Origin of the sequence: Amycolatopsis sp. lyj-346 (genome assembly GCF_046548975.1) — a bacterium.
In the GTDB taxonomy this organism is placed as follows: Bacteria; Actinomycetota; Actinomycetes; order Mycobacteriales; family Pseudonocardiaceae; genus Amycolatopsis.
On the sequence record NZ_JAJPWT010000008.1, the window covers coordinates 133933 to 155335 of the forward strand.

Consider the following 21403-nt stretch of genomic DNA (forward strand, 5'->3'; position numbering starts at 1 on the left):
GAACGGCCGCGGGCCGGTGGTCCCGGCCCGCGGCCGGGTTCACTGTCCGAGCGCGACCTTCAGGATGCTTTCGTTGCTGTTGTTCGCGATGCTGTCCTTGTCGCCGTAGTTGCTGGTGGTCAGCCACAAGCCGCCGTCGGCGGACGGTTCCACGGTGCGCAGCCGCCCGTACGTGCCGTTGAGGTACTGCTGGACGTTGGTCAGGCTGTCACCGGAAATCTCGGCCCGGTACAGCCGGGTGCCGCGCAGGCAGGCGAGGTAGAGGGCGTCGCGGACCACGGCGATGCCGCTGCACGAACCTTCGGCGACGGGGTAGGTCCGCTTGGGTGCGACGAAGCCGGGTTCGCCGCAGCTGCCCGTGGTGCCTTCGCAGCGGGGCCAGCCGTAGTTGCCGCCGCGGACGATCAGGTTGGTCTCGTCCATGACGGAGTTGCCGAACTCCTGTTCCCAGAGCCTGCCCTGGGAGTCGAAGGCCAGGCCTTGCGGGTTGCGGTGGCCGTAGCTCCAGACCGGGGTGCCGAACGGGTTGTCGGAGGGAACGGTGCCGTCGCGGTTGATGCGCAGGACCTTGCCGGCGAGGTTGGCCCGGTCCTGGGCCCAGTCGCCGTTCTGGCCGTCACCGGTCGCGATGTAGAGCTTGCCGTCCGGCCCGAAGCGCAACCGGCCGCCGTTGTGGTACTTGTTGCGCGGGATGCCGGTGAGCAGCACCTGCGGGGTGCCGGTGAGCACCCCACCGGTGTAGCGGATGCGCACCACCCGGTTGTCCGTCGAGCTGGTGTGCATGACGTACAGCCACGGGTCGGCCGTGAAGTCGGTGGCCACGGCGAGGCCGAGGACCCCGCCCTCACCGTCGGTTCCCGCTGCGTTCGGCATCCGCCCGGCCACGGTCTTCGTGCCGGTGGCGGGGTCGAGGCGGACGATTTCGAAGGCGTCGCGGCGGCTGTAGAGCACCTGTCCGTCGGGCAGGGTGGTCAGTCCCCACGGCAGGTCGGTTTCGGTGGCGACCCTGGTGACCGAGCACAGCGCCGTGGCGCAGGAGGTGCCGGTGGTGACCGCGACCGGTGTGCTCGGGGCCGAGCGGTTGGCTTGGGCGTCGCGCGCCCGCACCTGGTACTGGTAGCGGGTGTTCGCGGTCAGGCCGCTGTCGGTGAACGAGGTCGTGGCCGCGCCGCTGGTCGAGCCGGCCACGGTGCCGTCGCGGAGCACCTCGTAGCCGGTGACGCCGACGTTGTCGGTGGCCGCCGTCCAGCGCACGGTGACCGTGGTGCCCGACGCGGTCGCCGTCACGCCGGTGGGGGTGGTGGGCGGCTCGGTGTCGGCCTGGCACTGCGGCACGGTGACGGTGACCGTGGGGCTGGCCTGGGAGACGTTGCCCGCGGCGTCGCGGGCGTTGACGTACAGGCCCCAGGTGGCTCCCGGCGCGACGGTCAGTTCGGCCGACCGCGCCGTGCCCGGCACCGACGTCATGAGCTGCCCGTCGTGGTAGATGTCGTAGAAGGCGACCCCGACGTCATCGGACGACGCCGACCACGAGAACGTCACCCCGGTGCACGTCAGGTTCGCGGTGCGGGGGTTGCCCGGCGCGGTCGGTGGGGTGGTGTCGGCGTTCAGCCTGACCAGCTGCCACCGCTGGTTGGCGCCGTCGGTGTCGGGCCACTGGACGACCCGGGCGCCGTCGGCGGTGGAGGCACCCAGCACGTCCACGGCCTTGCCGCTGGCCCGGTTGAGCAGGCGTACGTCGCCGCCGGCGGAGTCGGCCAGCCGGAACTGCTGGCCGGGGCGGCCGGCGTCGGCGTTCTGCACCAGGCCGGTCCGGTCGGCGGTGGAGGGAAAACTCAGCACCAGGGCGCTGTGCTTGGACTTGATGCGGTAGTGGCCTCCGCCGGCGTCGACGAACTGCCACTGCTGCGAGCTGCGGTCGTCGCGGGTGCGCTGGGTGATCCTGGCTCCCTCGGAGGTGGCGCCTCCGGAGACTTCCAGTGCCTTGCCGCTGTTGCGGTTGACCAGCACGTACGAGGCGCCGGGGTCCACGGTGGCGGCCGACGCGGCCGGTGACGGGAGCACGACACCCAGGCCCACCAGCACCACGGTGCACACCGCACGGAGGCCCGGGTGCTTCTTCCTCGGGTTATCTCGCATGGTGTTCCTCTCTCACGGAATGCGAGTCAACTCGCTGGTGATCGCTGACAGAAGCAAGGGGCACCATGCCCCGTCGACGGCGGTCGACGTGCCGGGCGTTCTCAGCCGCGCCGATCGGCGCTCGCAGCGGGGGCCGAGCGGGCCCGGGCGCGGAAGGACAAGGGCCCACGGGGCCATTGTGCACGTAGAGCCATGCATCGCCTCCTTGCGAGCAGGGTGCGTACGGAGCGTGCAGGCGTGGAACCCGCGCACCTGGGAGCGCTCCCAGGGTCACCGTAGCGTAACCTCTTTGCCGCCGACAAGCCCGGTGAGCGGGTATCCAACCACCTCCGCCCGGCGGGCGCGGGACATCCGCGCCCGCCGGGCGAAGCTGCTGTCAGAGGCGGCGAGTTCAGTTAACAGCCACAGTGATGTGGCGCTTGTTCGAAGGCTAGCGCTGCAGTGTCAGCACGCCCGGCCGGTAGGGCAGGGTGCCGTAGGGCTTTCCGTCGGTGCTGGGGTCGCGCCCCTGGTAGAGGAACTGGAGCCGGCACGGGTCGACGGTCTTGGTCTGGTCGGGGTTGGTGCGCACCAGATCGCCGTGGCTGATGTCATTGGTCCAGGTTGCGCCGCTGTTGGCCTTGCCGGCGAAGGGGTTGCCCTGGGTGTCGGCCTGTGGTGTCCACGTGCCGTCCAGGCTCGTGGCCGTGAACGAGCGGAAGAAGCGGCCGCGCCAGTCCTGCGCCTCGACGATCATGAGGTACTGGTTCCGGCCCTGGACCTTGTAGACCTCCGGAGCCTCGAACAGGTTGGCCTCCGTGTCGCTCATGATCTTCGTGAACGACGAACCGAAACTGCTGGGGAAGTTCCCGATGGGCATGCTGGACCGGTAGATGTTGCCGCGGTCGTCGGCGAAGAACTGGTACATGTTCGTGTCGTCGCCGATGAGGGTCACGTCGAGGGGGCCCCCAGGGGGAGGGAGGGTGCCCGTGAACAGCTCCTGCTGCGCGGACCAGCCGTTGGGGTTGGCGGGGTCGCTCGAGGTGCGGTAGGAGAAGGTGTACGGCCAAGCCCCGTTGTAGGCGAGCACCCAGGTGTTCTTCGGGGCGAAGTAGAACAGCGTCGGCGCGATCCCGTCGAAGGGCAACGCGTTCTGGGTGGCGGTGGCCATGTCGGACCAGTTCGTGAAGGGGCTGAAGGTCGTCAATCCCCAGCGCCCCTGCTCGTCGTCGAAGTTGTTGTGCGTCGTGGCGTAGACGATGTGCTGTCCGTTGTGGACGACACTGGTGAAGTCCTTGAGCGAGGCCCACCCCGCCTTCGGGGTGGCCAGCGGGCCGGTCGACGTCCAGCGGTACGTCGACGGAAGAGCGCACGTGCCGGTGTCTCCGTCGACGCGGACGAGTTGCCACTGCTGGTTGCTGCCGCCCCAGTCGCTGTACTGCACGATTCCGGCGCCGTCGTTGGTCGCCGCGTTCTGGACTTCGACGGCTTTGGTGCTGTTGCGGTTGATCAGGCGCACGTAGCCGCTGTCGGAGTCGGCGAGCCGGAACTGCTGGTTGGTGCCGCCGTGGTCGGTCCATTGGTGGATGGCGGCGCCGTCGGCTGCCGACCAGCTGGACACGTCCAGGACCTTGCCCGAGTGCCGTGCTTTGATCCGGTAGTAGCCGTCGCCGGAGTCGGTGAACTGGAACTGCTGGTTGTCGGCGTTGGTGCGGGTCCACTGGACGACGTCGGCGCCGTCGGCGGTGGAGAAGTTGTAGACGTCGAGGGCCTTGCCGCTGTTGCGGTTCACCAGGACGTACCAGGCGGCGGTGTCCACTGTGGCCGCCGACGCCGGCGTTGTGGCCACGGTGAGCAGCCCGCCCGCGGTCACGACGGCTATCGCCGCAGCCAATCCCGACCGCCACCGACGGCGCCACCTCAGGGTCCGCGCAAACCCAACCGACATGAGCATCTGTCCTTTCAGGAGGGGTCCGCATCGGTGCGGATCCCGACGACACCCGTGCACGGGACCAGTGGTGTTAGCGCTAACATTTTTGGGGGCGATCCGTGCGGGAACAGGAGGGGGTAGGTGTGTCAGGTAGCCAACGGCGGTGCGGCTGAATGCACCATTGGACTCTGAACGATGACATCGGCCACGTCAAGATGTAATGGGAGGGTTTTCGCGGGAAGTCCCTCAGGGGACGCTGGGGCTCGCCGAGGCTCTGCGACGCCAGGTCCGGCTCCTCTGCGACGCCGGTTTTCGCAGGTCGCCGCACGATGTGCAGAGGTTCCCGTGGCCAGAGACCCTTCGAGCAGGGTAAAACGTTTCAGGGCGCTTGACGCCGCCCAGTCACGGCTGGCACGGTCGGCCTGGCGAGAGCGTCGCTCCCGGCCGGATGGCAGATGCGACGATTCCGGCACTCTCGGTAACTGGGGTTGTGTCAAAGGGGAGCCGCGGGCGCCTCGCCGTTCGCGCCGAGACGGGGACTGCCGACCCGGGTCTGACCGGGCTGCGTGGGTTGAGCGGCGCGGAAACGGATTTCTTCGGCAGTGATTTCGAGAATCCCCGACACCGGCCGGAAAGTCGTAAATCAAATACACCTCGCCCGGATTCCCTGTGCGAGTGAGAATGGAGTCACACGATGCGTAACAAGATCGCGGCCTTGGTCGCGACGACCGCGTTCGTCGCCGTCGGGACACTCGTGAGCGCGACGTCGGCGTCGGCGGCCGTGGACCCGCCCGGCGGCAGCTGGGACCACACGTGGACCACCACGGACGCCAGAAATGGCGGCACCATCTACGTCGAAGAGAACGGCGACGTCGTCTCCCTCTGCGACACGGCGTCCGACGGGCTCGCTCCCCGGGCCACGATCTCCGTCGAGCAGAGTTCCGTTCCGGGCGCCTACGACACCCGGTACACGCTCACCGCCTCCGGTGGATTGGGATCTTGCGCCACGGCCAGGGCCTCTGATGGCGGCACGCACAACCTCCCGGAGAACTGGAGCATCGGCGTCGGGATCTACCTGGGTCCGAACTACCAGTACTCGAGCCAGCACTACTACCTCAACGATCACTAGTAGTTCTGCCGCTGCTTCGGTGGCCCTGTTCGGACGGCCCGGTCGATGGATCCCGACCGGGCCGTTCGCGCTGGTTGTGGTGCGAGCTCAGGTGGTGGCCTGGGGCCGGGCCGGACTGAGGTACTGCACCGCGGTGTGACCGGCGTGCGGGGCGAGCAGGTCCAGCAGTTCGTCCACGGCGCTCTCGAGGAGCCGGCCGTCACGCTCGGCGTGCAGGGTTTCCAAGACGAAGGCCACGTGGGTCGAATCCTCGGTGACGCGGGTGCGGTGGGCGTCGCGGTGGTTCCAGTGGCGGGTCAGGACGCCGGTGGCGTCGGCGTAGACGATCTCCCCGGGCTTGGGGTGTTCGACGGTATCGGGGTGATGCGCGGCAGGGTCCCCTTCTTGGCGAGGCGGCGCCCCAGTGCGTCGACGCTGGGGCGGATGCGACGCGGGTTGGTGCCGAACGAACGGTAGGCGGTGTGCCAGGCCTCGATGCGGGGATCGGTCTCGTCCGCGGGCTGCCAGCGGCCTCCGGCGAGCCGGGCCTCCAACGTCTCGAGGGCCGCGGCGGTCTGCGGCCAGGGTTCGCGGCCGCGCAGGCCGGTGGCGGTGACCAGGGCGATGAGGGTGCCGGGAAAGGCGTCGGCGACGGCGGTGCCGAGGCAGAAGGCGGGCATCAGCGGGCTTTCCGTTTCCGTGCGGGTCAGGGCTTCCAGGGGCCGATGCGGTCCAGGCGGCGGCGCTGCTGGTGCGCGGTCGGGACGTCGAGGCCCTGCCCGCGGTGGACGAGCCGGTCGGCGACCGCGGAGCGGTGGTCGACCGGCTTGTGGTCGTCGTACTTGAACTTGGCCAGCACATCGGTGACCTGCAGGCGCAGTCCGCGGATGCCGGGCAGCATCCGGCCGTAGGGCGGCTGGTCGACGGCCACGGCGGCGTGGTCTCCGCCGGGCTGGAAGTGGGCGAGCTGGCGGCGCAGCAACTCGGCCTTGGCCTGGGGGTCGTCGACGATGTCGGCCCGGCAGGTGAACTGGACGGCCGCGTAGTAGCTGGTGGGGACGCCGTCGGCGGGCGGGGTGCCGGCCTTGGCGCGCCAGGTGCCGGGGATGAAGGCGTAGTCGCCGATCACGGTGAGGACGACGTGGGGGTCGCGCTCGATCGCCGTCCAGACCGGGTTGGGCCGGGCGAGGTGGATCAGCAAGAGGGTGCCGTCGCAGATGAAGTGGGTGGGGACGACGGTGGGCGGGTGGCCGGGCAGGCCGTTGACGCTCAGCTGCCCGAAGTCGTGGCCCTCGGCGATCCACGTCTGCCATTCGGCTTCGTCCAGGCCGGCGTCCCAGGGCTGGACCCACATGCTGCTTCTCCTTACGTCAGAACTCTGGTCTACCGAAACGACCGTAACACACAGCAGAACGACCGAAGGGTGGCTAGGATGATGGTGTTCCGCTCACCGGACGGAAGAGAGTGATCAGGTGGCTGAGACGGTGGCAGCCCTGCGGACCGTCGCGCACAACGTCCGGGCGGCCCGCGTCCGCGCGGGTCTGACCCTCGACGAACTCAGCCGGCGCGCCCAGGTCAGCAAGGGCGCACTGGTGGGCCTCGAGAAGGCGCAGGGAAACCCCAACCTGTCCACTTTGGTCCGGTTGGCCGACACCCTCGGTGTTTCGGTGTCCGCACTGATGCAGGGGCCGCCCGAAGGCAGTGTCCGGGTCGTGGCCGCGTCCGCCGTCGCTCCACTGTGGAGCGGAGAACGGGGGAGCGAAGCGCGGCTCGTCCTGACGACCACCGGCCCGGCCCCGGTCGAGATCTGGCGCTGGCGCCTGGAGCCGGGCGAGGAGTACCCCAGCCATCCCCACCAGGCCGGCGTGGTGGAAACCCTCAGTGTCACCGCCGGCCGGATGATCGTCGTCGTCGACGGCACGGAGTACGCCGTCGAAGCCGGGCAGACCGCGACCTTCGACGGTGACACCTCGCACGTCTACCGCGGCTCGGGAACCGAAACCTGCCACCTCGTCATGACGGTCCACTTGCCTCCCGGTCCTGCTTCGGCTGTCTGAAGTTCCCGGTTTCGAAACGCGACCCGGCGGCGCGCGTGATCCGCCGGATACCCTGCCGGTCGTGAGTCACGGGGGTCGGCCGGCACCTTAGGGGTTGATGGCGCACCGGGACCACTGCAGGCTCGAACCTGCGGATTCCCGCCGTTCCGCCGGCCGTGCGGACGAAGAAGGGGTGGCCAGTGTCCGGAGATGACAGCAGCCTGTGGATCCGGCGGTACCAGCCTTGGGACGAGGCGCCGTTCCGGGTCGTCTGCTTCCCCTACGCCGGTGGGTCCGCGAGCTACTACTTCCCGGTCGCGAAAGCGCTGGCCTCGACGGCCGACGTGCTGGCGATCCAGTACCCGGGGCGCCAGGACCGGCGGTCGGAGAAATGCCTCGGCACCATCGGCGAGCTCGCCGACGAGGTGACCGAGGTCCTGCGCCCCTGGCTGGACCGGCCGACAGTCCTGTTCGGACACAGCATGGGGGCCACCCTCGGCTTCGAGGTCGCCCGCCGGCTCGAGGCGGGCGGCGGTCCGCTGCTGGCGCTGTTCGCCTCCGGCCGGGTGGCGCCGTCACGAGCGCGGGACGAGACCGTGCACCTGGCGGACGACGCCGGGCTCATCAAGGCCGTCAAGGAGCTGGGCGGCGCCGGCGCGGAGGTCTTCGGCAACGAAGAACTGCTCCGGATGATCCTGCCCGCGCTGCGGACCGACTACCGGGCCGCCGAGACCTACCGCTACGAGCCGGGGCCGCTGCTCGACACGCCGATCCACGTCCACCTGGGCGACAACGACCCCAAGGTGACGGTCGGCGAAGCCCGGGACTGGCGGAACCACACCACCGGGAGCTGCACGCTGACCACGTACCCGGGTGGGCATTTCTACCTCAACGCCCACGCCCCGAAGGTCATCCAGGCGATCGTCGACGTGTTGACGACGGCTGGACGCGCCACCTCCGCCCAGCCCCTTTGACGACGTTTCGTGAGTGGGAGATCGACCATGACGCGCATCAAGATCAACCTCGTCGGATCACCGGCCCGGCTGTCCACACTGGACGATTGGCACTACGTCGACGACCTGAACGACGACCTGAAGATCTGCGTCGACGGCGGATACGAGCACTTCGCCCACAGCGGGGAGTTCCGGCAGGTCGACGAAGCCAGCGTTGCCGTCTACCGGTGGACGGGACGCACCAAGATCGCCGAGTGACCGGTAGCGGCAGTGCGGGGCGGCGCCGGTCGCCCCGCACTGCCGCTTCTTCGTGTCCTGCGTCCGCCGCGGGGGCCGGACCGCGGCGCCAGTGTCCCGTGGGGGGCGAGACGACCTGCGCACGACGGTCCGGCCGATGCGCCCGGCAGCGGAACTCCGGGCTGGTCATCCGAGCGTCATTGCACATTAGCGATCAGCGACGGAGCCGCGCTATGGGCTTTCCGCCATTTAGGGGTGTACTTTTCTGCCGACTTCGCCGGCGGCCGGCACCCGTTGTGCGTCGCAACCACAGGTGCCGGACCGGAGTGGGGCGTCGACCTAGGGAGTGTCTCCTGGATCTTGTGGTGTGGATCGGCTATTCACCATCCCGGGCTCGGGTGGTGGCGGCTGGTCCGGTGGGCTCGGCGGCGGCGCCTGGGTGTTGGTGCGGTCGGTGAGATGGGCGGCGGTGACCGCGCAGACGGCGAGGGCGGCCATGACCAGCACGGTGTGCCGCGCGATCGCCTCGTCCTATGAAGACACGAGTTACGCCGGCACCCATCGTGAGCAGGCCCATCACGATGAAAAGTCCTCACTGGTCCCACCGACCTTGACAAATTCCGTCCGTGTGGCAACGCTCTGGCAAGCCTCACAACAGAGAATTCCCTCCGGTCACGCCAGCCGTGACCGGAATGACGAAGTGGAGGAGTCGCAGATGCGCTGGCTACGACGAATGAGCCTGCTGGCGGCCGTGACGGCGGCCGTCGTATTGGGGGGCGCCGCGCAGGCGAGTGCCGCGGTGCCGCCCCAAAACGTGGGCTGGCTCTACACGGTGGGCGGCGGCGGTGCGGTGTTCTTCGACGCTGACCTGGCAGGCTATCCGTCGAGTGAAAAGGTGACGGTGTGTGACAACAGATCCAATGGCCGGGGTATCTTTGCCGTTGTTGATGGAACCCACCCTGACACCGGTGGACCCTTCAGGCTCTCGATAAATGACCCGTCCAACGACGGGGAATGCAGGTCGACGTACGGAAACTTCTTTGCCGATGGGTACTACGTGTATGTCTTAGTCTGCGAATACGCGGGTGACGCCTATTACAACTGTGCCGAGGCCAGAGGTGTGGCGTAGGGCCTACTACGGCAGCCGCTATTAGCTGTCTGAGCAGTGTGGACACTGCGGGTGGTGGGTTTCCGCTTGAGTGAGCTGTCGACCAGCGATCATGGCATCGTCGCTGACCTGGGCTTTTGCGGGAAGCTCACTCAAGCGAAAATACACCCCGGGGTGGGTTGGGCGCAGCCGCCTCGATGATCATGTGTGTGAAGACAACAGACTCGAGGGCGGCTGCGGCTGCCAGGATAGCGACAGCATCAACCGATACCGCCCGACCACGCCCACCACTGGAGCACCTGGCGCCGCCGCCACCAAGCCCGCTCACGCTGCTTCCGCCAACGCACCCGACTCAGCCGCGAATACGCCCTGGTCAACTAGGTCGTGTCTCATGGATCTTGGGGTGAGGTCTCGTAGCCAGATCTTCATGGTGGCGATGTCCACGGTGGCCCGGTACATGTAGTCACGTTTGTCGTAGCGGGTGGCCACGGCGCGGAACTGCTTGAGTTTGTTGATGCACCGTTCGGCCGTGTTGCGCTGCTTGTACCGCTCAGCGTCGAAGTTTGGTGGTCGGCCACCGTGGGAGCCTTGGTCCAGTCCTGGCCCTCGTCGGCGTCACAGTCGATGCGCAACTCGTCGCAGATCCGCTGCCAGGTCCCTCGATCGCCCACCGGCGTTTACGCTGGTAAACCGTCTTCCACGGACCGAACCGCTCGGGCAGGTCCCGCCACGGGATCCCGGTCCATTCCCGACAGGATCCCGGAGATGATCGTCCGGTGGTCACGTCACTGGCCGCCTCGCGGTGGGTCCGCAGGCATCAACGGCTTCAGCAGCGCCCATTCCTTGTCAGTGAGTTCATGCCGTCGCGACACGTTGATCTATCTACCGAGCCGCCAACCGAAGATCCAGGAGACACGCCCTAGGGGGTTGGGTTCGGGGTCGCGTGGGGATACGCTCGCCCGAGGCGAGAGCGCCTGCCGAATTGGCGCCGGGAATTCCGCCTGCTGATTTTTCTAGGGGAAGAACATGGTCGGTTACTCTCCGGTGGACGGGCAGTTCGGATCTCTCGGACGCGACGCGGTGGTCGACGTCGTCGAGCGCGGCGGAACCCGGCTGTTGTCCCTTGAACCGAAGTCCGCGGACGACCCGGGCGCGTGGGTCCGGCGGAACGTCGATGACCTGCGGACCGCGCTGCGCACCCTGGGTGCGGTGATGGTGAAGAACACCCCGGTCGGCGACGACGCGGCGCTCGCCGCGATCGCCGAGCTGGTCGGTGGCCGCACGCTCGACTACACGGAACGTTCGACGCCGCGCAGCCGGGTCAAGGGCAAGGTGTACACCTCGACGGAGTACCCGGCCGACCAGGAAATCCCGCAGCACAACGAAAGCGCTTACTCGGTCAATTGGCCGGACAATCTCTTCTTCTACTGCGCGCTCGCGGCCGAAACGGGTGGCGAAACCCCCGTCGCCGACAGCCGCGCGGTCCTGGCGGCGCTCCCGGAGGATCTGGTCGAGCGGTTCGCCGCGCACGGCGTGCTCTACACCCGCACCTACCGCCAGGGCATCGGCCTGTCCTGGCAGGAGGCGTTCCAGGCCGAGGATCGCGCCGACGTCGAGAAGTACTGCGCGGACAACCGCATCGAGACCGAGTGGGACGACGACCTGCTGCGCACCCGCCAGGTCCGGCCGGCCACCACCACCCACCCGCTCACCGGCGAGCGCGTCTGGTTCAACCAGGCCCACCTGTTCCACATCAACAACCTGCCCGCCGTGACCCGCGCGTCGGTGCTGGCCATCTACGACGAAGAAGACCTCCCGCGCAACGCCTACCTCGGTGACGGCTCCCCGATCACCGACGAGGACTTCGCGGCGATCGTCGCCGCGTTCGAGGCCGCCAAGATCGCGGAGCCGTGGGGCCACGGCGACCTCCTGATGATCGACAACCTGCTGGTGTCCCACGGCCGCCGGCCGTACACCGGTGACCGCCGGGTGCTGGTTTCCATGACCAAGCGGTGACGGCGCGAGGTGAACTTCCGATGAACGCGACATTCGACACCGCCGGTGACGCCGTCCTGCTGCCCCCGGGGTTCGCGGACGACCCGTACGCGCTCTACGCGCTGCTGCGCACCCAGCGTCCGGTCACGAAGATCCGGTTCCCCGGTGGACCGCACGCGTGGCTGGTCACCCGGCACGACGACGTGCGTGCCGGGCTGGCCGACCGGCGGTTGTCCAAGGACGTCGCGGCGGTGCTCGAGAACCTGCGTGCCGCCGGGGGCGCCGGCGCGGTGGCGGTCACCGACTTCGACGTCCACGACCACATGCTCAACTCCGACCCGCCCAAGCACACCCGGTTGCGGAAGCTGGTCACCAAGGCCTTCACCGCCCGCGCGGTGGCCGCGTTGCGCCCGAGGATCGAAGCCCTCGCCACCGAGCTGGTCGATGCGCTGGCCAAGCGCCTCGCGGACGGCGAACCGTCGGTCGACCTCATCGACGCTCTCGCGTTCCCGCTGCCGATGAAGGTGATCTGCGAGATCCTCGGGGTGCCGGAAGACCGCCGCGACGCCTTCCGGCAGTGGTCGCACGCGCTGCTGTCGCCCGCTTCGCCCGCGGAGTTCATGACCGCGTCGGCGGAGATGACGGACTACCTCGCCGTTCTGGTGGCCGGGAAACGCGCTCAGCCCGGCGACGACATCCTGTCCGCGATCGTCGCCCCGGACGAGAACGGCGACCGCCTGTCCGACGCGGAGGCGACCGGGATGGCGTCGCTCCTGCTCGTGGCCGGGCACGAGACGACGACGAACCTCATCGGCAACGGCGTTCTCGTCCTCCTGGAGGACCGCCGGCACTGGGACCGGCTGCGGCGGGATCCGGGACTGCTCACCGGAGCGGTCGAAGAGTTCCTCCGCATCGAAAGCCCGGTGAACACCGCGACGGTGCGGTTCGCGACCGAGCCGGTGACCATCGGCGCGACGACCATTCCCCCGGGCGAGACCGTCCTGCTGGCCATCGGGTCGGCGAACCGGGACCCCGAGGTGTTCGAGCGCCCCGACGAGATCGACCTGCGGCGCCCCCGCGGCAAGAGCCTGGCGTTCGGGCACGGCATCCACTTCTGCCTCGGCGCGGCACTGGCCCGGTTGGAAGGCGAAGTCGCGTTCCGCGTGCTCGCGGACCGGCTGCCCACGCTCACCCTCGCCGTCGAGCCCGGCGAGTTGAGCTGGCAGGCCAGCCTCGTCATCCGGGGCCTCACCGAGCTGCCCGTCCGCGCCTGACCCGAGCCCGTGGCACACCACCACGGCAGGCCCTGGGCGTCCTATGGCGACCGTGACGCATATTCGTGACACCGCCGGGAACGGCGACACGGTTCTGTCCGGTGACCAGTGTGGATCGGCATCCGGCCTGGTATGGGCGGTTCCGTCCGACTTAGGGGGATTGCGGGGGTAGGGGGTGCCGGTTAGCATCGGGCCAGCGACGCTGAGATTGCCGGACATCGCGAGTGGTGTCCGTCTGGGGCTGCCTTCGGGTGGCAGACGTTGGATTGCTACTGGGGACGTGGGTACACATATCTAGGGGGTACCTTTTGGGGATAGCCGGGCGAACCTGTCGGCGGCGACCGGTCGGCTGTGAGCCGGCCGCGGCGCGGTGACGAGGTGTTCGCCCGGCCGCTGGTCGTGACGCCTCGTGTGCCAGGATCGGGATGGGATGCCGGCGCGACAGGTCGTTCGTGTCCGTAGTCGGTTTTCGTGACTTTATTTCACTGTGAACCGGCCGATTCGGCATGCCCTCCGTTATTGCGACGGATTTGTCCGAATATGGCCGGTGTGGCCACAGGTGAAGGTTTTGTCTTCGTCGACCGCGGGCCCGGCCGGATGGTAACCTACAAACAGGCTGACTTGATGATACGTTGAAAGAAGACCCGGGGCAGGGGTGCCGCGGGAACGAAGTGCGGAACAACTGGGGCAAGCAGTGTTGGCGCAGCTTCTGTGGGAGCGGGGTCGTCTCGCGTGGTATTCGTGACGCCTTTTTTGTGACCGTTTGCCTCGTGATGTCTCTTTCTAATGCCTGGGGGGCAGGGACTGTGACACTGATTGAGCGCAAAAGTGAATTCGATTATCTGGAGAATTTATTCTCGGAAACCGATTCCGGGAACGGGAGAATAGCGCTGGTGAATGGGGCCGTCGCCAGCGGGAAGACCGAGCTGCTCCGCACGTTCGCCGAGCAGCGGGCGCGGGAAGGCGCCGTCGTGCTGACCGTGACCGGTGACCGGGACCGGGGAAGCCGCGCGTACGGCAGCCTTCAGCAGCTGGCCGGCGACCTGCCGCTGCCGCAGGCGAGAACCCAGGAGCTGACCCGCCTGATCGCGTGGCCGTCGAACGGCAATGACCTGTCCTCGCCGCTGCGCTCGTTCGACATCGCGAACATCGTGCTCGAGCTTGCGCTGGAGCTGTCGGAGAAGGCGCCGCTCCTGATCACCGTCGACGACGCGCAGCACGTCGACGCGTCGTCCATGGAGTGCCTGCTCCACATCGCGAACCACACGCGTTCGGCCCGCATCATGCTGCTCATGGCGGAGCTGGTGCACGGCCGGTCGGTGCACCCGTCCTACCGGATCGAACTGGTCCGCCAGGTGAACTTCCGGCGGCTGGGCCTCGCGCCCCTGTCCGAAGAGGGCGTCTCGCAGCTGCTCGCCCAGCACCTCGACCCGGACGCGGTGGCGCGGCTGACCGCGGGGTGCCACACCATCACCCGTGGCAACCCGCTGCTCGTGCGGGCGCTGATCGAAGACCAGCTCGACTGGCCGGAGCCCGGACCGGACACGCGGCCGGTCGTGGGGGACGCGTTCCGGCACGCGGTGCTGACGTGCCTGCGCCGCAGCGGGCCGGAGGTGCTGGCGCTCGCCTGCGTGGTGTCGGTGCTCGGCCCGGACAGCACCGTGGACCGGCTCGGCCGGCTCGTGCACCGCAAGCCGGCGGACGTCGAGCGGGCGCTGCAGGCGTTGCGGACGGTCGGTTTCCTCAACGGCAACGACTTCCGGGACCCCTCGTTCCGCGAAGCCGTGATCGACTGCATGGAGCCCGCGGACCTGGCCAAGCTGCACGCCATGGCCGCGCGGGTGCTGCACGCGGACGAGGCCGGCGCGGACCAGGTGGCCCACCACCTCATCGCGGCGGGCGGCGAGCCCGACGACTGGACGGTCGAGCAGCTGCTGCAGGCGGCCAAGGAAGGGCTGGGCGCGGACAACGCCGGCCGGGCCGTCGAATACCTGGAGCACGCGCTGGCCGGCCGGGCCGACGGACCGCAGGGCGCCACCCTGCGGACCCTGCTGCTGCGGGCGGAGCTGCGCGCCGGGCCCGCGACCGCCGACCGGCACCTGACGCGCCTGTGCGAGCACGAGCGCGCCGGAGAGCTCGACACGGAACAGAGCGTCTTCCTCCTGCACTGCCTGCTGTGGGCCGGCCGCCACCAGGAGGCCGAGCCCATCCTCGACCGGCTCGGCCGCGAGTACCCGCACGGCCAGGCGCACCCGAGCAGCGCGCTGACGAACGTCGGCCACTTCCTGCGGCACGCCCACCCCGCGCTGTCGAAGCGCTGGGCCGAGGTGAGCGGGGCGCCCGCCGGCGAGGCCGCGGCGCCGGCCCGGTGGCCGGCCACCGCGTCGGAAGCGCTGATCACGGTGCTGGGTGGCGCGGACGAGACCGGCTCGGCGTCGACCGCCGAGAGCGTCCTGCAGGCGACGCCGCTCGACGACCTGACGATCGAGCCGGTGTGGTCGGCGCTGCGCACCCTGATCTACGCCGACCGGCTGGAAACCGCGTCGCGCTGGTGCGACGCGCTGCTCGCGGAGTCGAAGGCCAGGGGAGTGGCGTGGTGGCAGGCGGTGTTCTCGGCCTGCGAGGCGGACATCGCGCTGCGGTACGGCGAGCTCTCCAAGGCGTCGAGCTACGCGCGCGGCGCGATCGCGGCCGTCGGCGCCGAGGGCTGGGGGGTCGCGATCGGGATCCCGCTGGCCGTCCTGGTCCGGGTCGCCACCGTGATCGGGGACCACGAGGCGGTCCGGGAGTACCTGCGGCAGCCGGTGCCGGAAGAGATGTACCGCTCCGGCTACTGCCTGCCGTACCTGCGGGCCCGTGGCCGGTACTGCCTGGCGAACGGCCGCGTCGAGGCCGCGCTCGCCGACTTCCAGCGGTGCCGGGAGCTGATGGAGGCGTGGGGGTTCGAAGCGCCCACGCTCGCGCCGTGGCGGATCGACGCCGCGGAGGCGCACCTGCGGCTCGGGAACGTCGACAAGGCACGGGAACTGGCGAAGGAACAGCTGGACCACCCCCGGTTCCGCAGCCCGCGGGTGCGCGGCGCCTCGATGCGGATGCTGGCGGCGACCACGGACGTGAGCTCCCGGCTGACCATGCTCAAGGAGACGGTCGAGGTGCTGCACGCCAGCGGCGACCGGCTGGAGCTGGCGCAGGCGCTGTTCGACCTGAGCCGGACGCACCAGGCGATGAAGCAGTTCGCCAAGGCGCGGATGGTGTTGCTGCGGGCGAGAAGACTGGGCCAAGCCTGCCGGCTCGAAATGACGCCACCCCGGGGCAGCGGGGAACCCAAGCCGGCGCCGGCCGCCGAGCCGGTCGCCGCGCGGGCGATCCAGGGCAAGGCCGTCGCCGAGGTCCCGGCCGCCGCCACGCAGAACAAGCAGATGCTCAGCATCCTGACGTCCTCCGAGTACCGGGTCGCGACGCTGGCGTCGTTCGGTTACACGAACCAGGAGATCTCGACCAAGCTGCACGTCACCCCGAGCACGGTCGAGCAGCACCTGACCAAGGTGTTCCGCAAGCTGAAGGTGAGCAAGCGGACCGACCTGCCGGTCGACCTCCAGCTCGACGCCGGGCGCGTCGGCAGCGCCGTCGGCGGGAGGCGTTCCGCCGACCAGCGAACCGCGGAACCGGGTCTGCCCCGGCGGAGGTCGCAGCCGGACACGGCGTGACCGGCTGAGCCGGCTGGTGCGGCCGGGGACCGCCGCCGCACCACGCCGGCTCACACGAGTGTCTCGGAGCGCAGGTGCGCCTCGACCGCGTCGGCGGCCCGCCGGGCACCGTCCAGTCCGGCGATGAGGTCACGCATCCGCCCGGTGGCCCGCCGCACCGCTTCGCTGGACACGACTTCCTCGGTGATCTCGCGCAGCCGGTCCACCTCGATGCCGGACGTGATCACCCGGCCGAGGCCGAGTTCGGCCACCCGCTCGGCGATGACCTCCTGCTCGGGCAGCTGCGGCACCGCGAGCAACGGGACGCCGTTGGCGAGGGCCTCCATGGTCCCGCCCATGCCGGCGTGGGTGACGAAAAGCCCGGCGTGGCGCAGGATCGCCAGCTGCGGCACCTGCCGGTGGGCTTCGACGTTCGGCGGCAGCGAGCCCAGCTCGGCCGGATCCACTTCGGGGCCGGTGGAGACGACCACGTGCCAGTCGAGCCCGGCGTAGGCCCGCACACAGGTCCGGAAGAAGTCTCGCTGGCCGGCGTAGTTCAGCGAGCCGAGGGAAACCAGGAGGACCGGCTGGTCACCCGGCGGCCGCCAGCCGCCCTGGACGGCCCGATCGGTCAGGACGGGACCGACGAACGTGTGGTCGCCGCCGAAGGTGTCACCCCGGTACTGGAAGTCGCGGGGGACGAACACCAGTGACTGCTTTTCCGGCGCCTGCAACAGTTCCCCGGTGTGTGCCGGGTCGAGTCCGTTGGCCGCCACGAACTCCCCGAGCCTGGTCCCGAACTCGGCGAACACGGCCGGGTCCGGGTCCGGCGGCTCGGTCATGCGTGCCAGCGTCCGGCGTCCGATCTCGTCGTTGAGCGAGAAGTGTTCGTTGGACGCGAAGTTCGGCAGCAGCTGCACCGCCGGGAGGCGCCAGCTCCGCGAGAGGACCCGGCCGGCGAACGTCGCCGTCATGTCGTAGAGCACGACGTCGGGACGGCTGTCCCCGAAGTGTGCCTTGGCCGCGTCGACGACGGCGACGCACTCGTTCAGCAAGCCGAGGAGGCTGCTGCCGTCGTCGGTTTCGGCCATCGTGATCGCCGTGGGCCAGCTCGAGCGGTACCGCAGCACCTCGGCGCCGGTGGCGGCGACCGCGCGCTCGAAGTGGTCCGTGGTGACGTAGGTGACGCGGTGGCCGCGTTCGACCAGCTGCGCGACCACGCCCAGCGAAGGCGTGATGTGGCCGTGCATCGGACTGTTCAGGACAAGGATGTGGTGCCGGAGCCCCATGGGTCAGCCTCTCGTCAGCCTTGGGAACTGGTCGTTTCGGCCAGGGGAGCGGTGTTGTTCCGGCTCGCCATCCGCCGTCCGTAGGACTTGCTCACCTGGACCACCACGACGAGCAGCACCACCAGGACGAGGGTGCTGAGCAACGGCACGGCGTCGACCGGGAGGGTGTAGGCCAGCACGATCCTGGCCGCCGCGTCGATGAGGAACGAGCCGCCCCAGGCGATGGTCATCAGGCGCATGACGCGCCGGAACTCGGGCGAGTTCACCCAGGCTTCCCGCCAGGACCGCGCCGTGGCTTCCGGGAGCAGCGGCAGCGTCGCGGACAAGATGAACGGCCGTCGGGCGAGCAGGCTTGCGGTGATCCACAGCCCGATGGTCCCGGTGAGGTAGCTTTCCCTGGCCAGCAGCAGCCGGACGTCCCCGGTGAGCAGGGAGACGACGGTGCCGCACAGGATGATGCTGAGGGTGAACAGCGTCAGGTATTCGACTTTCCGGTACCTGACCAGCTTGTAGCCGAGGCGGGCCAGGGGGAGCAGGCCGCTCACGATCATCGCGAGCCATTGGTTCACGCCGAACGCGCGCAGGCCGTAGTACAGTCCGAGCGGGGCCGCCAGGTCGACCCCGAGCATTTCGAACAGGACCTTCTTGGGGTTCTTCCGGGTTTCCTCCGGCCGCTCGATCTCTTCCTTGTCCGTTGCCGAGGGAGAGCGATCGATGTCCATGGTGGGTCCTCTTGCCGAAGTCGGTTGCTGGCGTCCGGATCGACGCTACCGGCGGGTCCGCCCTCGCGGAATCCAGCTGAACCCCCGGTCCGGGTGCAGGAAACTCCACCCCGGAAGCGGTGGTCGGCGACCCCCCACCCGGCCGGCACCGCCGTGTCACACTGGGAAACCGGAGCGGGGGCTTCGGCACGGCGAACGGGGGCGGAGAACGCGATGGTCAGCGGAGGGGAGACGGCCGTTCGGTCACGTTCGGTGTTCGTGCTGGCCTGGTTGAAGCAGCGCGCCACGGCGCACCTGCGGGGTCTGGCGCTCGCCGGGCTGGCGGTGGTGGAGCTGCTCCTCCTGCTCCCGGTGACCCTGGCGGTCCTGTGCGGTGCGGTGCCCGCGGTCCGCTCGGCCCGGCGGTTGCCGATGCTGCGCCGGCGGCTCGCCGGCGCCTGGGCCGACGTGGAGATCGCCGATCCGTACCTGCCCGAGCCCACGGCGCCGCCCGCGCGCAAGGACGGCCTGTACCGCTTCGGCAGCCGCCTGTACCGGTTCGAGCGGCAGCCGATGCGGCTGCGGCGGGCGCAACGGATGTTGCGTGATCCCGCCACCTGGCGCGATCTGGCCTGGCTGCTGCTGGACCCGCTGATCGGCGGGCCGCTGGCGGCACTGTCCACGCTCGCGGTCGGCTGCGGGGTGTTCGGCGTGGTCGCGCCGCTGTGGGCGCCCGAGGTCTGGCCGGGGTCCGTGGGGCTGTCGGCCACCGGATCGATCCTGCTCGGGGTCGTGGCGATCCTGTTCGGCGCCACCGCCGGGCCCTGGATGCTGTGGGTGCACGCGCTGTGGACCCGCGCGCTGCTGGGGCCCAGCGCCCACCCGGGCGTCGACGGCCGCCTGCTGTCGGCGGTCTGGCGCCGGATCCAGGTGCTGGGCGCCGGCCTCCTGCTGACCGGCTTCGCGCTGTACGGATTCGTGCTGGCGGTGGCGCAAGCCGTGGCGCTGGTGGTCACCGTGCCGATCGGCCTCGTGCCCGTTTACCCCGCGGTCGTTCGCGCCGGTCGCCCGTTCGTGAACCTGTGCCGCGAGCTCGCCGGTCAGGTGGCCGGGGTGAAGATCGTGGCGCCCTACCGGCCGAGGCCGCCGGCGCCGGAGCCGGACGACGACGGCAACTACGCCTACCAGCGCCGGCTCCACTCGACCCGGCACCTGCCGTCCTGGTTCCAGACCCGCCGGTGGATCCTCGGCGACCCGGCCACCTGGCGTGACCTGGCCTGGCTGGCCGTGAACCCGCTGGTCGCCGCGCTGCTGCTGGCGGGCCCGCCGGCGTTGGTGATCTTCGCCGTCCTCGGGGTGGCGGTGCCGTCCGTCGCGGGCGGAGACAGCTCCGGGGGACTTTGGCGGTCACTGGAGTCGGGCCTGCCGGGTGGTCCGGCGATCATCAGCACGCCTTGGCTGGGCATCCCGCTCGCGGCGCTGCTCGCGCTCCCGGCGATCTGGGTGGCGCCGCACGCGCTCCGGGCCGCGGCGGGCTTCAGCCGGCTGCTGCTGGCCCCGACGAAACGGTCCCAGCTGATCGAGCGCGTCGAGCGGCTGGCCGAGACCAGGGCCGACGCCTCCGGCGTGCAGGCCGCCGAACTGCGCAGGATCGAACGGGACCTGCACGACGGCGCGCAGGCGCGCCTGGTGGCCATGGGCATCGCGTTGCGGGCCATCGAACGGAAACTGGGCCCCGGGCAGCCCGAGCTGGTGGGGATGGTGGCCGACGTCCGCGCGAGCTCGTCCGCGGCACTGGCCGAACTGCGCGACCTCGTCCGCGGCATTCACCCGCCCGTGCTGGCCGAGCGTGGTCTCGGCGACGCCGTGCGCGCGGTCGCCTTGGACAACCCGCTGGCCGTGGACGTCACGATCGACCTGCCCGGCCGGGCGGAGGTGCCGGTGGAGGCCTGTGTGTACTTCGCGGTCTGCGAAGCGCTGACGAACGCGGCGAAGCACGCGAAGGCGTCGCGGATCCAGGTCGACCTGCGTCACGACGGCCGGAAGCTGCGCGTCGTGGTGGCCGACAACGGGGTCGGCGGTGCGGACCCGTCGCTCGGCACCGGCCTGCGGGGAATCCGGCGGCGACTCGGTATCTTCGACGGAGAGCTCGCGGTCGACAGCCCCCGCGGCGGTCCGACCACCCTGACCATGGAGGTACCGTGCGTGTTGTCCTCGCCGAGGACCTCTACCTCCTGAGGGTGGGCCTCACCCATTTGCTGGAAGCGCACGGTTTCGAGGTGGTGGCCGCGGTCGACGACGGCCCCAGCCTGCTCAGCGCGTTGCTCGAAGCCCGGCCGGACGTCGCCGTCGTCGACGTCCGGCTGCCGCCGACGTTCACCGACGAAGGCCTGCAAGCGGCTCTCGAAGCCCGCAGGCAGATCCCGGGGCTGCCGGTGGTGGTGCTGTCCCAGCACGTCGAGCAGCTCTACGCGCGGGACCTGCTCACCGACGGGCAGGGGGGTATCGGTTACCTCCTCAAGGACCGCGTTTTCGACGACGAGGAGTTCGCCGACGCGTTGCGCCGGGTCGCCGGCGGCGGCACGGCGATGGATCCCGAGGTGATTTCCCGCCTGGTCGTCACGGCCGGTCGTTCGGAACCGCTCGGCAAGCTCACGTCCCGTGAGCGCGAGGTTCTGAAGCTCATGGCGGAAGGGCGTTCCAACGCCGGTATCTCCGAAGCGCTGAATCTCAGTGAAAGCGCGGTGAGCAAACACAGCGCCAGAATTTTCGGGAAGCTCGACCTGACGCTGTCCAACAGCGACAACCGCCGGGTGCTGGCCGTGCTCGCCTACCTCAACGAAGCGCAGAATTGATTTTCCGCTGACCTTCACGCGCAATTGATTCCCTGCACAGGGGGTCATTGCCGCGGGCTTAGGGGGTTGTAGCGGGGGGTGGCGCGCAACTAGCTTCTCGTCCAGGGAATTGC

The 21403-nt window shown here is 69.6% G+C and carries 17 protein-coding genes and 1 pseudogene; 10 read left to right on the top strand and 8 right to left on the bottom strand.

All coding sequences use genetic code 11. The features are described 5' to 3' along the window. Positions 1 to 39: 39 nt before the first annotated feature. Together ACLJQE_RS24335 and ACLJQE_RS24340 are read right to left on the bottom strand one after the other, a co-directional pair. Positions 40 to 2097 (bottom strand): PQQ-dependent sugar dehydrogenase, encoded by a 2058-nt coding sequence (locus tag ACLJQE_RS24335; protein ID WP_410641769.1) that lies wholly within the window; start codon positions 2095 to 2097, stop codon positions 40 to 42. A 472-nt stretch (positions 2098 to 2569) separates the two neighbouring features. Next, positions 2570 to 4066 (bottom strand): non-reducing end alpha-L-arabinofuranosidase family hydrolase, encoded by a 1497-nt coding sequence (locus ACLJQE_RS24340; protein WP_410641639.1) that lies wholly within the window; start codon positions 4064 to 4066, stop codon positions 2570 to 2572. A gap of 676 nt (positions 4067 to 4742) precedes the next feature. Between ACLJQE_RS24340 and ACLJQE_RS24345 the strand changes: the two genes are divergently transcribed. After that, positions 4743 to 5177, top strand: coding sequence for a hypothetical protein (locus ACLJQE_RS24345; RefSeq protein ID WP_410641640.1), 435 nt, complete (start codon positions 4743 to 4745; stop codon positions 5175 to 5177). Positions 5178 to 5264: 87 nt separating this feature from the next. On the opposite strand, the gene ACLJQE_RS24350 is transcribed toward ACLJQE_RS24345, so the two are convergent. The 3 genes from ACLJQE_RS24350 to ACLJQE_RS24360 are packed head-to-tail and all read right to left on the bottom strand — an operon-like array spanning position 5265 to position 6510. Continuing rightward, positions 5265 to 5414 carry a hypothetical protein gene (locus tag ACLJQE_RS24350; protein ID WP_410641641.1) on the bottom strand — a complete coding sequence of 50 codons (150 nt, stop codon included), beginning with the start codon at positions 5412 to 5414 and terminating at the stop codon, positions 5265 to 5267. A gap of 59 nt (positions 5415 to 5473) precedes the next feature. Continuing rightward, entirely contained in the window at positions 5474 to 5836 is a 363-nt protein-coding gene (locus tag ACLJQE_RS24355) for a hypothetical protein (RefSeq protein WP_410641642.1), read from the bottom strand. Positions 5837 to 5862: 26 nt separating this feature from the next. Next, positions 5863 to 6510 carry an FMN-binding negative transcriptional regulator gene (locus ACLJQE_RS24360; RefSeq protein ID WP_410641643.1) on the bottom strand — a complete coding sequence of 216 codons (648 nt, stop codon included), beginning with the start codon at positions 6508 to 6510 and terminating at the stop codon, positions 5863 to 5865. Between the two features lie 118 nt (positions 6511 to 6628). Between ACLJQE_RS24360 and ACLJQE_RS24365 the strand changes: the two genes are divergently transcribed. The 4 genes from ACLJQE_RS24365 to ACLJQE_RS24380 all read left to right on the top strand — a co-directional run bounded on the left by ACLJQE_RS24365 (position 6629) and on the right by ACLJQE_RS24380 (position 9511). Continuing rightward, positions 6629 to 7213 (top strand): helix-turn-helix domain-containing protein, encoded by a 585-nt coding sequence (locus ACLJQE_RS24365; protein ID WP_410641644.1) that lies wholly within the window; start codon positions 6629 to 6631, stop codon positions 7211 to 7213. 179 nt (positions 7214 to 7392) lie between these two features. Continuing rightward, the gene (locus ACLJQE_RS24370; protein WP_410641645.1) at positions 7393 to 8166 is read left to right on the top strand and encodes a thioesterase II family protein; all 774 of its coding nucleotides are present in this window, start codon (positions 7393 to 7395) and stop codon (positions 8164 to 8166) included. A gap of 27 nt (positions 8167 to 8193) precedes the next feature. Next, positions 8194 to 8403, top strand: a complete 210-nt coding sequence (locus ACLJQE_RS24375; RefSeq protein WP_410641646.1) for a DUF5988 family protein — start codon at positions 8194 to 8196, stop codon at positions 8401 to 8403. 475 nt (positions 8404 to 8878) lie between these two features. Beyond that, complete coding sequence (locus ACLJQE_RS24380) at positions 8879 to 9511, top strand: hypothetical protein (RefSeq protein WP_410641647.1); 633 nt, start codon at positions 8879 to 8881, stop codon at positions 9509 to 9511. Between the two features lie 387 nt (positions 9512 to 9898). Here ACLJQE_RS24380 and ACLJQE_RS24385 read toward each other — a convergent pair. Then, positions 9899 to 10308: pseudogene (locus tag ACLJQE_RS24385) on the bottom strand (transposase); the annotation flags it as partial. A gap of 208 nt (positions 10309 to 10516) precedes the next feature. Between ACLJQE_RS24385 and ACLJQE_RS24390 the strand changes: the two are divergent. The 3 genes from ACLJQE_RS24390 (at position 10517) to ACLJQE_RS24400 (ending at position 16466) form a co-directional block, all read left to right on the top strand. After that, positions 10517 to 11506, top strand: coding sequence for a TauD/TfdA family dioxygenase (locus ACLJQE_RS24390; protein ID WP_410641648.1), 990 nt, complete (start codon positions 10517 to 10519; stop codon positions 11504 to 11506). Between the two features lie 20 nt (positions 11507 to 11526). After that, the gene (locus tag ACLJQE_RS24395; protein ID WP_410641649.1) at positions 11527 to 12759 is read left to right on the top strand and encodes a cytochrome P450 family protein; all 1233 of its coding nucleotides are present in this window, start codon (positions 11527 to 11529) and stop codon (positions 12757 to 12759) included. Positions 12760 to 13532: 773 nt separating this feature from the next. Beyond that, the gene (locus ACLJQE_RS24400) at positions 13533 to 16466 is read left to right on the top strand and encodes a helix-turn-helix transcriptional regulator (RefSeq protein ID WP_410641770.1); all 2934 of its coding nucleotides are present in this window, start codon (positions 13533 to 13535) and stop codon (positions 16464 to 16466) included. A gap of 50 nt (positions 16467 to 16516) precedes the next feature. On the opposite strand, the gene ACLJQE_RS24405 is transcribed toward ACLJQE_RS24400, so the two are convergent. Further along, on the bottom strand, positions 16517 to 17695 hold the full coding sequence (locus tag ACLJQE_RS24405) for a macrolide family glycosyltransferase (protein ID WP_410641650.1): 1179 nt from the start codon (positions 17693 to 17695) through the stop codon (positions 16517 to 16519). A 53-nt stretch (positions 17696 to 17748) separates the two neighbouring features. After that, positions 17749 to 18456 carry a VC0807 family protein gene (locus ACLJQE_RS24410; RefSeq protein WP_410641651.1) on the bottom strand — a complete coding sequence of 236 codons (708 nt, stop codon included), beginning with the start codon at positions 18454 to 18456 and terminating at the stop codon, positions 17749 to 17751. Positions 18457 to 18714: 258 nt separating this feature from the next. On the opposite strand from ACLJQE_RS24410, the gene ACLJQE_RS24415 reads away from it, so the two are divergent. Both ACLJQE_RS24415 and ACLJQE_RS24420 read left to right on the top strand, forming a co-directional pair. Next, the gene (locus ACLJQE_RS24415; RefSeq protein WP_410641652.1) at positions 18715 to 20673 is read left to right on the top strand and encodes a sensor domain-containing protein; all 1959 of its coding nucleotides are present in this window, start codon (positions 18715 to 18717) and stop codon (positions 20671 to 20673) included. After that, positions 20637 to 21290 carry a LuxR C-terminal-related transcriptional regulator gene (locus ACLJQE_RS24420; RefSeq protein ID WP_410641653.1) on the top strand — a complete coding sequence of 218 codons (654 nt, stop codon included), beginning with the start codon at positions 20637 to 20639 and terminating at the stop codon, positions 21288 to 21290. Before ACLJQE_RS24415 ends, ACLJQE_RS24420 begins: the two co-directional genes overlap by 37 nt. Positions 21291 to 21403: the final 113 nt, after the last annotated feature.